This window comes from Arthrobacter ginsengisoli (assembly GCF_031456935.1).
In the GTDB taxonomy this organism is placed as follows: Bacteria; Actinomycetota; Actinomycetes; order Actinomycetales; family Micrococcaceae; genus Arthrobacter; species Arthrobacter ginsengisoli.
The window spans coordinates 175872-191687 of the sequence record NZ_JAVDVQ010000001.1 but is presented as its reverse complement, the minus strand read 5'-3'; the positions used below and the strand labels follow the sequence as shown (position 1 = coordinate 191687).

General features: G+C 68.6%; 13 protein-coding genes. All 13 read left to right on the top strand.

Annotated elements, in window-relative coordinates; genetic code table 11:
• Positions 1-113 precede the first annotated feature (113 nt).
• Complete coding sequence (pyrR, locus tag J2X01_RS00885) at positions 114-713, top strand: bifunctional pyr operon transcriptional regulator/uracil phosphoribosyltransferase PyrR (protein ID WP_310049678.1); 600 nt, start codon at positions 114-116, stop codon at positions 711-713.
• The gene (locus J2X01_RS00880) at positions 710-1753 is read left to right on the top strand and encodes an aspartate carbamoyltransferase catalytic subunit (protein ID WP_310049674.1); all 1044 of its coding nucleotides are present in this window, start codon (positions 710-712) and stop codon (positions 1751-1753) included. Before pyrR ends, J2X01_RS00880 begins: the two co-directional genes overlap by 4 nt.
• Positions 1753-3120, top strand: coding sequence for a dihydroorotase (locus tag J2X01_RS00875; protein ID WP_310049671.1), 1368 nt, complete (start codon positions 1753-1755; stop codon positions 3118-3120). Before J2X01_RS00880 ends, J2X01_RS00875 begins: the two co-directional genes overlap by 1 nt.
• Positions 3120-3638, top strand: a complete 519-nt coding sequence (locus J2X01_RS00870) for a PH-like domain-containing protein (RefSeq protein ID WP_310049668.1) — start codon at positions 3120-3122, stop codon at positions 3636-3638. The genes J2X01_RS00875 and J2X01_RS00870 overlap by 1 nt, the downstream gene beginning before the upstream one ends.
• A complete protein-coding gene (carA, locus tag J2X01_RS00865; RefSeq protein ID WP_310049664.1) occupies positions 3619-4881 on the top strand; it encodes a glutamine-hydrolyzing carbamoyl-phosphate synthase small subunit in 1263 nt (420 codons plus the stop codon). The genes J2X01_RS00870 and carA overlap by 20 nt, the downstream gene beginning before the upstream one ends.
• The gene (gene carB / locus J2X01_RS00860) at positions 4881-8213 is read left to right on the top strand and encodes a carbamoyl-phosphate synthase large subunit (protein WP_310049661.1); all 3333 of its coding nucleotides are present in this window, start codon (positions 4881-4883) and stop codon (positions 8211-8213) included. Before carA ends, carB begins: the two co-directional genes overlap by 1 nt.
• A 4-nt stretch (positions 8214-8217) precedes the next feature.
• A complete protein-coding gene (gene pyrF, locus J2X01_RS00855; RefSeq protein WP_310049658.1) occupies positions 8218-9084 on the top strand; it encodes an orotidine-5'-phosphate decarboxylase in 867 nt (288 codons plus the stop codon).
• A gap of 494 nt (positions 9085-9578) precedes the next feature.
• Entirely contained in the window at positions 9579-9914 is a 336-nt protein-coding gene (gene mihF / locus J2X01_RS00850; RefSeq protein WP_310049656.1) for an integration host factor, actinobacterial type, read from the top strand.
• Positions 9915-9938: 24 nt separating this feature from the next.
• Complete coding sequence (gene gmk, locus J2X01_RS00845; RefSeq protein WP_310049654.1) at positions 9939-10511, top strand: guanylate kinase; 573 nt, start codon at positions 9939-9941, stop codon at positions 10509-10511.
• 39 nt (positions 10512-10550) lie between these two features.
• Positions 10551-10811, top strand: a complete 261-nt coding sequence (gene rpoZ, locus J2X01_RS00840; RefSeq protein ID WP_229994566.1) for a DNA-directed RNA polymerase subunit omega — start codon at positions 10551-10553, stop codon at positions 10809-10811.
• A 51-nt stretch (positions 10812-10862) separates the two neighbouring features.
• On the top strand, positions 10863-12143 hold the full coding sequence (coaBC, locus tag J2X01_RS00835; RefSeq protein ID WP_310049649.1) for a bifunctional phosphopantothenoylcysteine decarboxylase/phosphopantothenate--cysteine ligase CoaBC: 1281 nt from the start codon (positions 10863-10865) through the stop codon (positions 12141-12143).
• A 78-nt stretch (positions 12144-12221) separates the two neighbouring features.
• Positions 12222-13457 carry a methionine adenosyltransferase gene (gene metK / locus J2X01_RS00830; RefSeq protein WP_310049646.1) on the top strand — a complete coding sequence of 412 codons (1236 nt, stop codon included), beginning with the start codon at positions 12222-12224 and terminating at the stop codon, positions 13455-13457.
• Positions 13458-13588: 131 nt separating this feature from the next.
• Complete coding sequence (locus tag J2X01_RS00825) at positions 13589-15742, top strand: primosomal protein N' (protein WP_310049644.1); 2154 nt, start codon at positions 13589-13591, stop codon at positions 15740-15742.
• The last annotated feature ends 74 nt before the right edge of the window (positions 15743-15816 follow it).

Genomic DNA, 15816 nt, shown 5'->3' with positions numbered 1-15816 from the left:
AGGTTAAACGCATGCCGACGGCGCCAGGGCGCCAACCCTGCTGTGGTAATTTGGGAGCGCAAACAATCCTTTTTTAATTCCGTCCCGTGAGGCGGGGAAAGGGGAGACGAGCGTTGACTTCTGTTCCAGAAGCACCGGTTCCGGCCAAGGTTGTACTCACCCGCGTGGTACTCAACCAGGCGGACATCGACCGTGCACTCACTCGTATCGCCCATGAGATTCTCGAATCCAACAAGGGCTCCCAGGACCTGGTCCTGCTGGGCATCCCGCGGAGGGGCTACCCCCTCGCCGTCCGTCTCGCCGCCAAGATTGCCGCCGCCGATCCCACCGTGGATCCCGCCGCGATTGTGGGCCAGCTCGATGTGACGATGTTCCGCGACGACCTCTCCCACCAGGCCACGCGGCCGCCGTACCCCACCCAGTTGCCGCGCACCGGCATCGACAACAAGGTCGTCGTGCTGATCGACGACGTCCTGTACTCCGGCCGGACCATCCGGGCCGCCCTCGACGCGATCATCGACCTCGGCCGGCCCCGCATCGTCCGCCTCGCCGTGCTGATCGACCGCGGCCACCGGGAACTGCCCATCCGCGCCGACCATGTCGGCAAGAACCTCCCCACCTCCTCGTCCGAGAAGGTCCGGGTCCGGCTCGAGGAAACCGACTCCGTCGACGGCACTCCGGTCAACGAAGTAGTCATCGAGGCCACCGCATGAGGCACCTGCTCTCCACCGAGGACCTGAGCCGGTCCAACGCCATCCGCATCCTCGACACCGCCGAGGAAATGGCCGCCGTGGGGGAGCGTGAGGTCAAAAAGCTTCCCACCCTGCGCGGCCGCACCGTCGTGAACCTGTTCTTCGAGGACTCCACGCGCACCCGCATCTCCTTCGAGGCCGCCGCCAAGCGGCTCTCCGCCGACGTCATCAACTTCGCCGCGAAGGGTTCCTCCGTGTCCAAGGGCGAATCGCTCAAGGACACGGCCCAGACGCTCTCCGCGATGGGGGCCGACGCCGTCGTCATCCGGCACTGGGCCTCCGGCGCGCCGCACCGGCTCGCCGCCACGGACTGGATCGACGCCGCCGTCATCAACGCCGGCGACGGCACCCACGAACACCCCACCCAGGCGCTGCTGGACGCCTTCACCATGCGCCGGCACTGGTCGAAGCTGGCCGGCACCCCGTCCGCGGGGGCAGACCTGTCGGGCATGCGGGTCGCGATCGCCGGGGACGTGCTGCACTCCCGGGTGGCCCGCTCCAACGTCTGGCTGCTGCGCACCCTCGGTGCCGAGGTCACCCTCGTCGCCCCGCCGACGCTGCTGCCGATCGGGGTCGAAAAGTGGCCGTGCAGCGTGAGCTACGACCTCGACCAGACCCTGGCCGGCGGCGTGGATGCGATGATGATGCTGCGGGTGCAGGGCGAACGGATGAACGCGTCCTTTTTCCCCACCACCCGCGAATACTCGCGCCGCTGGGGCTTTGACGACAACCGGCTCCGCGCCCTGGACAGCCTGGGCTTCAAGGACACCATCATCATGCACCCCGGGCCGATGAACCGCGGCCTGGAGATCTCTTCCGCCGCCGCCGACTCGCCCCGCTCCACGGTCCTGGCGCAGGTCCGCAACGGCGTGTCGATCCGGATGGCGGCCCTGTACCTGCTGCTCTCCGGGGACACCCGTGAACCGGCGCACCACGCGAACTCCACCCATTCCACCCCCGCAGAGAACACCTCCGCCCTCGTCACCAAGGAGAGCCACTAATGGCATCACAGCAACCGGACGCAGGCACCGGCGCCTACCTGATCCGCGGCGCCGCCCTTCTCGGCGGAGCTCCTGAAGACCTCCTGATCCGCGGCGGGATCATCGCCGAACGCGGCCAGAACCTCGCAGCCGACGGCGCGACCGTCATTGAGGCCGCCGGACTCGTGGCCCTTCCCGGCATGGTGGACATCCACACCCACCTGCGCGAACCCGGCCGCGAAGACGCCGAAACGGTCGAGACCGGCACCCGCGCCGCGGCCCTGGGCGGCTACACCGCCGTGCACGCGATGGCGAACAGCACCCCGGTGGCGGACACCGCCGGCGTCGTCGAACAGGTCCTCACCCTCGGCCGCACGGCCGGCTGGGTCGATGTCCGCCCGGTGGGCGCGGTCACCGTCGGCCTCGCGGGGGAGCAGCTCGCCGAACTGGGCGCCATGGCCGACTCCCGCGCCCGGGTCAGGGTCTTCTCCGACGACGGCATCTGCGTCCACGATCCCGTGCTGATGCGTCGCGCGCTGGAATACGTCAAGGCGTTCGACGGCGTGGTGGCCCAGCACGCGCAGGAACCCCGGCTCACCGCCGGCGCGCAGATGAACGAAGGCGAGGTCTCCGCCGTCCTGGGACTCACCGGCTGGCCCGCCGTCGCCGAGGAAAGCATCATCGCCCGGGACGTTTTGCTCGCCCAGCACGTCGGTTCCCGGCTGCACGTCTGCCACGTCTCCACGGCCGGGTCCGTGGAGATCATCCGCTGGGCCAAGTCCCGCGGTGTCAAGGTCACGGCCGAGGTCACCCCGCACCACCTCTGGCTCACGGACGAACTCGCCCGCAGCTACGACCCGGTCTACAAGGTCAACCCTCCGCTGCGCACCGACGCCGATGTCCAGGCGCTGCGCGCCGCGCTGGCCGACGGCACGATCGACGTCGTTGGCACCGACCACGCCCCGCACCCGAGCGAGCACAAGGAATGCGAATGGGCGCAGGCCGCCATGGGCATGACCGGGCTGGAAACCGCACTGTCCGTGGTGCAGCACACCATGATCGAAACCGGGCTGATGGGCTGGGCCGACTTCGCCCGGGTCACCTCCAGTGCTCCGGCAGCCATCGGCCGGCTGGCGGACCAGGGCCGTCCGCTCGACGTCGGCGAACCCGCCAACGTCACACTCGTGGACCCGGCTGCGCGGTGGACCGTGGACCCTTCTAAGATGGCAACCATGGGCCGTAACTCTCCGTTTGCCGGCCGGGAACTTCCCGGCAAGGTGGTGGCCACGTTCTTCAAGGGCCACCCCACTGTCCTGGACGGCAAGCTCAACACCCCGTACCGCTATCCCGCGGAGGTTCCCGGCACCGCGGGGGCAGGCAGCAACTGATGGTCAAGGAACTTTCACTGCTCCTCACGCTGGTCCTGGTCGGCGTCGCGCTGATCCTGATCTGGCTCGGCTGGCGGAACCGCCTGCGCCGCCAGGCCGACGTCGACCCACTGCCGGAGATCCCGGCGGACCTCGGCACGGCGCTGGCCGCCGCCGACGGACAGTACGTTGCCTCCACCACCGCCGGGGACTGGCTGGACCGGATCGCCGTCCACAACTTAGGGCTCCGCACGAACGCGCAACTGAGCGTCCACCCGGAGGGCGTGCTCTTCGACCGCTCCGGCGCCGGCCCGGTCTTCATCCCGGCGGCCCGCCTGACCGGAGTCCGGCAGGAAAGCGGCATGGCCGGAAAGTTCGTCGAAAAGGACGGACTGCTGGTGCTCAGCTGGATGCTCGGCAGCCGCGAACTGGATTCCGGATTCCGTACCCGGCACGCCGAAGACAAAACCATCCTCCTCAACGCCCTGCAAAATTTGATCCCCGCGGCCCCTCAGGCCGATGCCGATAGTGGAAAGTAACAACGTGACCGACCCCAACTCAGTGTCAGAAAAAACAGTGTCAACAGACGCGGCAGCATCCACGCCGGCAGCCCTCGTGCTCGAGGACGGCCGGATCTTCCGCGGCACCAGCTACGGCGCCACCGGAACCGCCCTCGGCGAGGCCGTGTTCGCAACCGGCATGACCGGCTACCAGGAAACCATCACGGACCCCTCCTACGCCCGCCAGCTTGTCGTGCAGACCGCCCCGCACATCGGCAACACCGGAGTGAACAAAGACGACGCCGAGTCCCGGCGGATCTGGGTGGCAGGCTACATCGTCCGCGACGCCGCCCGCCGCCCCTCCAACTGGCGCTCCGAACGTTCCCTGGACGATGAGCTGATCGAGCAGGGCATCGTCGGCATCCAGGGCGTGGACACCCGCGCCATCACCCGCCACCTCCGTGAACACAAGACCATGCGCGCCGGGATCTTCTCCGGTGACGCGGTCCGCGCCACCGACCAGGAACTCGTGGACACCGTCCTGGCCAGTGCACCGATGGAAGGCTCCCGGCTGGCCGAGGAAGTCAGCGTCGACGAGGCCTACACCGTGGAACCCAAGGACTGGGGCTGGGACGGCGAACCGCGCTTCACCATCGCCGCTATCGACTTAGGCATCAAGCGGATGACCCCGATCCGGTTCGCCGAACGCGGCGTCCGGGTCCACGTCCTCCCGGCCACCGCGACCCTCGCCGACGTCCAGGCCGTCAACCCCGACGGCTTCTTTATGTCCAACGGCCCGGGCGACCCGGCGACCGCCGACAACCAGGTCAAGCTGCTCCGCTCGGTCCTGGACGAGAAGATCCCCTACTTTGGCATCTGCTTCGGCAACCAGATCCTGGGCCGTGCCCTGGGCTTCGGCACCTACAAGCTGCGCTACGGCCACCGCGGCATCAACCAGCCCGTGATGGACCGCCGCACCGGCAAGGTCGAGATCACTTCGCAAAACCACGGGTTCGCCGTCGACGCCCCGCTCGACGGCGCCACCCGGGCCCCCGAGGAGCGCTTCGGCCGCGTCGAGGTCAGCCACGTGAGCCTCAACGACGACGTCGTCGAGGGCCTGTCCTGCCTGGACATCCCGGCTTTCTCGGTGCAGTACCACCCGGAGGCAGCCTCCGGCCCGCACGATGCCGCCTACCTCTTCGACCGCTTCATCGAGCTGATGGCGGACACTGCTTCCGCTGCCAAGACTTCCACCGAATCCAAGACTGAGGACAAGAAGTAATGCCCAAGAGAACTGACCTTAAGAGCGTCCTGGTCATCGGTTCCGGCCCGATCGTGATCGGCCAGGCGGCCGAATTCGACTACTCCGGCACCCAGGCACTGCGCGTCCTCAAGGAGGAAGGCCTCCGCGTCATCCTCGTGAACTCCAACCCGGCCACGATCATGACCGACCCGGAGTTCGCCGACGCCACCTACATTGAGCCGATCACCCCCGAGGTGGTCGAAAAGATCATCGCGAAGGAACGCCCCGATGCGATCCTGCCTACCCTGGGCGGCCAGACGGCGCTGAACACCGCCATCGCGCTGGACAAGAACGGGGTGCTGGAGAAGTACAACGTGGAGCTGATCGGCGCCAACATCGCCGCGATCGAGCTCGGCGAGGACCGCGAGAAGTTCAAGGGCGTGGTGGAGCGCTGCGGCGCCGAATCGGCCCGCAGCCACATCATCCACACCATCGATGAGGCCCTCACCGCCGCCGAGGACCTCGGCTACCCGATGGTCGTCCGGCCCTCCTTCACCATGGGTGGCCTCGGCTCCGGACTCGCCTACGACGAGAACGACCTCCGCCGGATCGTCGGCCAGGGTCTGCAGTACAGCCCCACGTCCGAGGTGCTGCTCGAAGAGAGCATCCTCGGCTGGAAGGAATACGAACTCGAGATGATGCGGGACAAAAACGACAACGTCGTGGTCGTCTGCTCGATCGAGAACTTCGACCCGGTCGGTGTGCACACCGGCGACTCGATCACCGTGGCCCCGGCCCTGACCCTGACGGACCGCGAGTACCAGCGCCTGCGCGACATCTCCATCGCCGTCATCCGCGAAGTCGGCGTCGACACCGGCGGCTGCAACATCCAGTTCGCCGTCGAGCCGGACACCGGCCGCGTCGTCGTGATCGAGATGAACCCGCGCGTCTCCCGCTCCTCCGCCCTCGCGTCGAAGGCCACCGGCTTCGCGATCGCCAAGATCGCCACCAAGCTCTCGCTCGGCTACACCCTGGACGAGATCCCGAACGACATCACGCAGAAGACCCCCGCGTCCTTCGAGCCCACCCTGGACTACGTCGTCGTGAAGGTCCCGCGCTTCGCCTTCGAGAAGTTCCCGGCCGCGGACCCCACCCTGACCACCACCATGAAGTCGGTGGGCGAGGCCATGGCCATGGGCCGCAACTTCACCGAAGCCCTGCAGAAGGCGCTGCGCTCCCTCGAGCAGAAGGGCTCCCAGCTGGACTTCAGCCACGTCCCGGAATGGGAAGTCGCGGAGCTGATCGAGAAGTCCAAGCGGCCCACCACAGACCGCCTGCACCAGGTGCAGCGTGCCCTCCTCGGTGGCGCCACCGTGGAGCAGCTCTTCGAGGCCACGAAGATTGACCCCTGGTACCTGGACCAGCTCCAGCTGCTCAACGAGATCTCGGTCGAAATCCGCAAGGCCGCGGCCCTGACCCCGGAGATGCTCACCCGCGCCAAGCGCCACGGCTTCTCCGACGAGCAGATCGGCGCCCTGACGCACAACTCCGAAGACGTCGTCCGCGGCGTCCGGCAGGCCCTGGGCATCCGACCGGTCTACAAGACGGTGGACACCTGCGCGGCCGAATTCGCCGCGTACACGCCCTACCACTACTCCTCCTACGACGAGGAGGACGAGGTGGCGCTGCACGCCAAACCGTCCATCATCATCCTCGGATCCGGGCCGAACCGGATCGGGCAGGGCATCGAGTTCGACTACTCCTGCGTGCACGCCTCGATGGCGCTGCGCAAGGCTGGCTATGAGACCGTGATGGTCAACTGCAACCCCGAAACCGTGTCCACCGACTACGACGTCTCCACCCGGCTGTACTTCGAGCCGCTCACCCTGGAGGACGTGCTCGAGGTCATCGCGGCCGAGGAACGCACCGGCGGCGTGATGGGCGTCTTCGTCCAGCTCGGCGGCCAGACCCCGCTCAAGCTCGCCCAGCAGCTCGCCGACGCCGGCGTGCCGATCCTCGGCACCTCCCCGGAAGCGATCGACCTCGCCGAGCACCGCGGCGCCTTCTCCCGGGTGCTCGACAAGGCCGGCCTGATCTCGCCGAAGAACGGCACCGCCGTGTCCTTCGACGACGCCAAGAAAATCGCCGACGAAATCGGCTACCCCGTCCTGGTCCGCCCTTCCTATGTGCTCGGCGGCCGCGGCATGGAGATCGTCTACGACGAGCCCAACCTCTCGCGCTACATCGCCAACGCGACCGAGATCACCCCGGACCACCCGGTGCTGATCGACCGGTTCCTGGAGGACGCCGTCGAAATCGACGTCGACGCCCTCTACGACGGCACCGATATGTACCTCGGCGGGATCATGGAGCACATCGAGGAGGCCGGCATCCACTCCGGTGACTCGGCGTGTGTGCTGCCGCCCATCACGCTGGGCAACAACGTGCTGGAACGGGTCCGGACCGCCACCCTGGCGATCGCCGAGGGCGTGGGGGTCCGCGGCCTGATCAACATCCAGTTTGCCCTGGCCTCCGACGTGCTCTACGTCCTGGAAGCCAACCCGCGGGCCTCGCGCACCGTCCCGTTCGTTTCCAAGGCCACCGGGGTGCAGATGGCGAAGGCGGCGGCCCTGATCGGCACCGGCGTCACCGTCAACCAGCTCCGCACCGCCTACAAGATGCTGCCGGAAACCGGTGACGGCTCCACCCTGCCGCTGGACGCCCCGGTCTCGGTCAAGGAAGCCGTGCTGCCGTTCAGCCGCTTCCGCACCCCCGAGGGCAAGGTCGTGGACTCGCTGCTCGGGCCGGAAATGCGCTCCACCGGCGAGGTGATGGGCATCGACAAGCACTTCGACACTGCCTTCGCCAAGAGCCAGGCCGCCGCCAACAACGCGCTGCCCACCGAGGGCAAGATCTTCGTCTCGGTGGCGAACCGGGACAAGCGCTCGGTCATTATGGGCGTCAAGCGGCTCTCCGACCTCGGCTTCGAGATCGTCTCCACCGGCGGCACCGCCGATGTGCTGCGCCGCAACGGCATCCAGGCCACCCCGGTCCGGAAGGTCGCCGAGGGTTCCAGCGCCGAGGGCGAGGGCACCATCGCCGACCTCATCATCGCCGGGGAAATCGACATGGTCTTCAACACGCCCTCGGGCGGCGAAGCCCGCAGCGACGGCTACGAACTGCGCGCCGCGGCGACGTCGATCGGCATCCCCTGCATCACGACCGTGGCCGAGTTCAACGCCGCCGTCCAGGCGATCGAGGCGCAGCGCACGTACGAGTGGTCGGTCACGAGCCTGCAGGAGCACGCCGCGGCACTGTTCGCCTCGCACGAACGGGTGGCGCAGGAAGGCGTCGCGCAGAATGCCGGCTGACCGCATGTCTGACGCTGTCACCACGGACCGGCCCGGCCGGGAGTCCTTCGGCTCCCGGCTGGGCCGGGCCATGGCGGACCGGGGCCCTTTGTGCGTGGGGATTGATCCGCACCCGGCGTTGCTGCACGGCTGGGGACTGAACGACGACGTCGCCGGGCTGGAGCGCTTCTCACTCACCGTCCTGGAGGCGGTAGCTTCGCTCGCTGCCGCGGTCAAGCCGCAGGTGGCACTGTATGAGCGGCACGGCTCGGCGGGCATGGCCGTGCTGGAACGCACTCTCGCCGCGGCGGCGGAGGCCGGCGTACTGAGCATCGCCGACGCGAAGCGCGGCGACATCGGCTCCACCATGGCCGCCTACGCCGACGCCTGGCTGCGGGACGGTTCGGCCCTGGCTGCCGATTCGGTCACGCTGAGCCCGTACCTGGGCTTCGAATCGCTCCGGCCGGCCCTGGACCTCGCGGCGGAGACCGGTCGCGGCGTCTTCGTCCTGGCACTGACGTCGAACCCGGAGGGCGCCTCCGTCCAGCACGTTGGCGGGGCGGACTCCGTCGCCCGCCGGATTGTCCAGGCGGCAGCCGCGGAGAACCGGCGGTATGCGGGGGAGCTGGGTTCAACCGGCCTGGTCGTCGGCGCCACCGTCGGCTCCGCGCTCACGGACCTTGACCTGGACCTCGCGGCGGTGCGCGGCCCGATCCTCGCCCCGGGCCTGGGCGCCCAGGGCGCCACGGCCGCGGACCTGCGCCGCACCTTCGGCAGCGCCTACGACCAGGTGCTTGGCACGTCCAGCCGGGACATTCTCGGCGCCGGGCCGGGGATCCAGGCCCTCCGGGACGCCGCACAACGGACCCTCGAGGAGCTGCGCGCGGCCTAACTGCCGCTTACGGACGTCGTGCTGCGTTGGCGGGCACAGGGCGCAACGGGCACAAGGGGCACAGCGGCCCAGGAACTCCGGCGGCGAGCGGGGTTGCCGCGCTGATCCCGATACCCGGGAAACCGTCGTCACGGGGCACGGCGCGTCCATGTGACGCAAGTGGCCGCCATGGTGCCCGGAATGGCGGCCATTCGTGTCAGGTGGGCGCACCGGTGCCCGGAATGGCGGCCATTCGTGTCAGGTGGGCGCACCGGTGCCCGGAATGGCGGCCATTCGTGTCAGGTGGCCGTGGTTGGGGCGGGTATGGTGGCCATTCGTGTCAGGTGGCCGCCGTCGACTGGCCCCACGGGCTGGCCCGCCGAACTTTTCCATTGATTTCTGCCTCGCCCAGACGGTAGGTTCAGGACAAGTCCGCGGCACCGGCCGGGACGCTGTTCGGCCCGTCCGGCCGGACCGTTTGTGCGGTCCGTCCGACATATGCAGGGAGGCATTCAGTGAGTTTGCGACCCCTCACCCCGCAGGAGCGTGCCGACGCCCTCACCAAGGCAGCCGCCGCCAGGACCACCCGGGCCGCAGCAAAGGACCGGCTGAAGTCGGGCACGCTGACCATCGGGGAACTGCTCAGGGCCGGGGAGACCGATGACGCGATCGCCCGGATGAGGATCGTTGAACTGCTCGAGGCGCTGCCCGGCATCGGGCGGGTGCGGGCCGCGGCGATCATGGAACAACTCGGTATAGCGGCGTCACGCCGGGTCCGCGGCCTGGGAATTCACCAGCGCCGGGCGCTGGTAGATTTTATAGACGACAAACAGCCCGGTCCGCCGCGCTGACTCCAAACCCGCCTGAAGGAATATGTGAGCAACAAACCGGGACTGACAGTCCTCGCCGGCCCGACGGCTGTTGGCAAAGGCACCGTGTCCACCTATATCCGCGATAACTATCCCGAGGTGTGGCTGTCCGTTTCGGCGACCACCCGCCCCCCGCGGCCCGGGGAAATCGACGGAGTGCACTACTACTTCAAGTCGAAGGAGGAGTTCGAGTCCCTGGTGGCGGCAGGCGAATTGCTCGAATGGGCCGTGGTGCATGGGCAAAACACCTATGGCACCCTGAAGAGCACGGTCAACCAGGCCATCGCCGAGGGTCGCGCGGTGCTGCTGGAAATCGATCTGCAGGGAGCCCGCCAAGTCAGGCAGGCCGTTCCGGATGCCCAGTTTGTGTTCCTGGCGCCGCCCAGCTGGGACGAATTGGTGCGTCGGCTTGTGGGCCGCGGCACGGAAAGTGCCGAGGAACAGCAGCGGCGGCTGGAAACCGGTAAAGTAGAGCTTGCTGCTGAACCGGAGTTCGACCACACCGTTATTAATGACGACGTTCGCCGGGCAGCGGACGAGCTTGTTTCACTCATGGGGCTGACCCCCCACCCGCGCTAGCCGCGGGAAGCCATCAGCCCCTTAGAATTTGGAGAATTCGTGTCCACGAACCTTGAAGGCATCATCAACCCGCCGATCGACGAGCTGCTGAAGGCTGCCGATTCGAAGTACGGACTGGTAATTTTCGGCGCCAAGCGCGCACGCCAGATCAACGCGTATTACGCCCAGCTGCACGAGGGCCTGTTCGAGTACGTCGGTCCGCTGGTCGACACCAAGCTGAACGAGAAGTCCCTGTCGATCGCGCTGCGCGAGATCAACGAAGGCAAGCTCGTCTCCACGCCGATCGAAGCCACAGAGTAATTCCCTCCGCGGGAAAGCCAAATAAACAGACTGCCTGTTGACGGAGATCACGTGCGCATAGTCCTCGGAGTCGGGGGAGGGATAGCTGCCTACAAGGTGGCGTCGCTCCTCCGGCTTTTTACTGAAGCCGGCCATGACGTCACCGTCATCCCCACGGAGGCCGCAACCCGCTTCGTCGGGGTCGCCACCTGGGAAGCGCTGTCCGGGCATCCGGTCAGCAATAGCGTCTTCGACGACGTGCATACGGTCAACCACGTCCGCCTCGGGCACGAGGCCGAGCTCATTGTGGTGGCCCCCGCCACCGCCGACCTGCTGGCACGCGCCGCCACCGGCCAGGCCAGCGACCTCCTGAGCAACACGCTGCTGATGGCCGGCGATTGCCCGGTGCTGATGGCCCCCGCCATGCACACCGAGATGTGGCAGCACCCCGCGACCCAAGCCAACGTCGAGACACTCCGCAGCCGCGGCGTTACCGTCCTGGAGCCGGCGTCCGGCAGGCTGACCGGATCGGACTCCGGGCCAGGCCGGCTGCCCGAACCCGAGGCCATCTTCGAAGCGGCGCTGGCCCTCGCCGGTGCACCGGCCGTCCCCGCGACGGCCCCGCTGCCGACGTCGGAGGCAGCACTTTCCGCGCCGTTGCGTCCGCTGGCCGGGCTCACCGTCACGGTCAGCGCCGGCGGCACCCGCGAGCCCTTGGATCCCGTCCGCTTCCTCGGAAACCGTTCCTCCGGCAAACAGGGCGTGGCGCTGGCCGCCGCCGCCCGCGACGCCGGCGCGAAGGTCCGGCTGCTGGCCGCCCACATGGACGTCCCGCCGCCAGCCGGCGTGGACGTGGTCACGGTCGAGACCGCCCTGGAGCTGCGCGAGGCTGCCCTGCACGCTGCCGCCGATTCCGACGTCGTCATCATGGCCGCCGCCGTCGCGGACTTCCGCCCCGCCGATGTGTCCGGCACGAAAATCAAGAAGCGTGACGACGCAGCGGATCCCGTCATCTCGCTGGTCCGGAACCCGGACATCCTGCGGGAACTCGTCGAGATCCGCGACGCGGCCTCCCGCAACCAGCTGATCGTCGGCTTCGCGGCGGAGACCGGCGACGCCGACGGGGACGTGCTGGAGTACGCCGCTGCCAAGTTGCGCCGCAAGGCGTGCGACCTGCTGGTCGTCAACCATGTGGGACAGGACAAGGTCTTCGGCCAGGACAGCAATTCCGTAGTCATCCTTTCCCGGTCCGGCTCCGAACCCCAAGAGGCGTCGGGTTCCAAGACCGACGTTGCGGCTGCCGTGATCGACCGCATCAGCGCCGAACTGAGCCGGGTTGTTCCGCCGGCCTGAACCTGGCGCAAGCAACGTCTCCTTAGCACAGGGACACACGCCGCCGGACGTCCGTTTTCCAACCAGTAAGGTAGTTGAGTGACTTTACCGCTGCACATCCCTGACTTCCACGGGTCCACGCCCGCGTCGCTCCGGCTTTTCACATCAGAGTCGGTGACCGAGGGACACCCCGACAAGATCTGTGACCAGATCAGCGACGCGATCCTGGACGCCCTGTTGACCAAGGACCCTGAGTCCCGGGTCGCCGTGGAGACACTGGCCACTACCGGGCTGGTCCATGTCGCCGGTGAGGTCACCACTGACGCCTACGTCGAGATCCCGCAGATTGTCCGGGAGACCATCCTGGGCATCGGCTATGACTCCTCGGCCAACGGATTCGACGGCGCCCGCTGCGGCGTGTCGGTCTCGATCGGGCAGCAGTCCAACGACATCGCCGGTGGCGTCTTCAATTCGCTGGAGGCCCGCGAAGGACGCCAGGAAGACGACTACGACCTCCAGGGCGCCGGAGACCAGGGCCTCATGTTCGGCTACGCCAGCGACGAGACGCCGTCCTACATGCCGGTCCCGATCTGGCTCGCGCACCGGCTCTCCGAACGCCTGACCGAGGTCCGCAAGAGCGGCGAGCTCGCCTACCTGCGCCCTGACGGCAAGACCCAGGTCACCGTCGGCTACGACGGCGACCTGCCCGTCTCGGTCGAGACCGTCGTCATTTCCAGCCAGCACGCCGAAGGCGCCAGCCTGGACCAGCTCCGCGCGGACCTCGCCGCTTACGTCGTTGACCCGGTCATGGCGCTGTCCAACCTGGACATCTCCCGGGCACGGAACATTCTGAACCCGGCCGGTGCCTTCGTCATCGGCGGCCCGGTCGGCGACGCCGGCCTCACCGGACGCAAGATCATCGTCGACACCTACGGCGGCATGGCCCGCCACGGCGGCGGCGCCTTCTCCGGCAAGGATCCGTCCAAGGTGGACCGCTCGGCGGCCTACGCGATGCGCTGGGTCGCCAAGAACGTGGTCGCTGCCGGTCTCGCGAAGCGGGCCGAAATCCAGATCGCCTACGCGATCGGCCAGGCCCGCCCGGTGGGAACCTACGTCGAGACCTTCGGCACCGAGACCGTAGACCCGGCCAGGATCAGTGCGGCAATCGCCGAGATCTTCGACCTGCGCCCCCGGGCCATCATCGACGCCCTTGACCTTAAGCGGCCGATTTACGCCAAGACCGCCGCCCATGGCCACTTCGGCCGCGAGGATCCCGACTTCACCTGGGAGCGGCTGGACCGGGTCGACGAGCTGAAGGCATTCTTCAACGCCTGAGCCATCCCGTCACCGACCTGAAATAATGTCACTGCTTCGTGATGTGCTGTAGCCAGGCTGCCGATCCCGGCGGCCTGGCTACTCTTTGTTCAGGCCGGCACTGAACTTTTGCTGAAGGGAGAAGACGCGCGATGAGCCCCATCCATGGCGGAGCGCCGGAGGAACCCTTCCAGCTTTCGCTGCTCCAGGGCTTTCCAGCTTCCGCAGCCGCAGCGTCCGGCCCCGTACTGGCAGCCCGGCTTCCGGTGGCGCGGGTCCGGCTGGAGTCCTCCCTCCCGCACCTGGACCGTCCCTTCGACTACAGCGTGCCCGCCGGCCTCGACGCCGCGGCGCAGCCCGGGGTTCGGGTGAAAGTGAAGTTCAACGGCCAGGAACTTGCCGGTTACCTGATCGACCGGGCGGCGGAATCCGACGCCGGCCACCCGCTCGTCCCGCTGCACAAGGTGGTCTCTCCGGTTCCGGTGCTGACCTCTCCCGTTGCCGAACTCGCTGCACGCGTCGCGGCGCGCTACGCCGGCAGCGTCAGCGACGTGCTGCGCGTCGCGGTACCGCCGCGGATGGCGAAACTTGAGAAAGACCTCGCCCCCGATGGAACCCTGGATCCGTCCCTCTTCGCCGACGAGGCGGCCGGTAACGGGGCCGGAGCGGCAATCCCCGCCGGTCTCGAGGCCTCCAGCTGGATGTCCTACCGCAATGGCCCGGCCTTCCTCCAGCACCTTAGCGCGGGGGAATCGCCCCGGGCCGTGCTGAGCGCACTCCAAGGCTACGGCCCCGGCGGCTGGCCCCGGATGATCGCCGAGGCCGTCGCAGCCGTCCGGCTGTCCGGCCGCGGCGCGATCGTCGTCGTGCCCGACTACCGGGACCTGGACCGGGCCGAAGCTGCCCTCCTGCAGCTCCTGCCCGCAGGGGACGTCGCCAGGCTCACCGCGGACGACGGGCAGACACCGCGCTACCGCAGCTTCCTGCGGATCCTGTCCGGCGCGGCCGGGGTTGCCGTCGGCACGCGGTCGGCCGCCTACGCCCCGGTCAGCAATCTTGGCCTCGTGGTGAGCTGGGACGACGGCGACGATCTGCACATCGAGCAGCGCTCACCTTACGCCCACACCCGCGAAGTCCTGCTGCTGCGCGCCGGGCAGGAGAGCGCAGCCTGCCTGCTCGCCGCGCATACCCGGAGCACCGAAACGCAGCGCCTCGTCGAGTCAGGATGGGCGTGGCCGGTGGAGGCAGACCGCGCCGCTGTCCGCCGTTCCGTTCCGCGGGTGCTGAACACGGCGGACAGCTACGAACTCGAACACGATCCGCTGGCCAGGATCGCCCGGCTGCCCGGCGCCGCCTGGCGGGCCGCCAAGGACGGACTCGAACGCGGCCCGGTGCTGGTCCAGGTGGCGAGGTCCGGTTACGCGCCATCCCTTGCCTGCGAAAGCTGCCGCGAACCCGCCCGCTGTACTGCCTGCAGCGGGCCGCTGGCGATCGCCGGGGCCAGCGGGAGCTCAGCCGTGCCACAGTGCCGCTGGTGTTCGACGCCGGCGCCGGTCTGGCGCTGCGGCACATGCAACGGGGTCCGGCTCCGCCGGGGCGCCACCGGGGCGCTGCGCACGGCCGAAGAACTGGGCCGCGCCTTCCCCGGCAAGCCCGTCCTCACCTCGTCCGGGGACCGGGTGCTCGCCACCGTGCCGGACTCGAAAGCCCTGGTCGTGGCCACGGTCGGTGCGGAACCGGTTGCGGCCGGAGGCTACGCGGCGGCTCTGCTGCTCGACGGCGATTCGCTGCTGCGGCGCGAAAACCTGCGGGCGGGGGAGGACGCCGTCCGGCGCTGGTTCAACGCCGCTGCGCTGGTCCGGCCCGCGGGTGATGGCGGTCTTGTGGTCATCACCGCGGACGACGCGGCCGGCGTCGGGGCCCTGCTGCGCTGGGACCCTGCCGGCTACGCCCAGCGGGAATTGTCGCTGCGCCAGGAACTGCAGCTGCCCCCGGCCGTCCGGGTCGCCTCCATCACCGGCGGCCGGACCGCCGTCGGGCACTTCGGTGCGGCCGTCGAGCAGCAGCTGGGCCAGCAGGGGATCGTGCTGCGGACCGCCGGCCCGGCCCCCCTCGTGCTGGCCGGCGCCCCCGGCCAGGGTGGAGCGCCAGGGTCCGGCGTCGAGGACGTTCGGACGCTGTTGTTCATCCCGTACGGCCAGGCCACCCAAGTCACCCGGGTACTGCGCGCGGTCAAGGTCGCCGCTGCCGCCAAACGCACGGACGAGCCGGTCCAGTTGCGGCTCGACGGCGTGGATGTGCTCTAGGACTTTCCCGGCGACGCCGTTCGCGCAGCATAGTCCCGGGATCACCGGGATGCTGCGGGTTCGCCGTTAGGGAG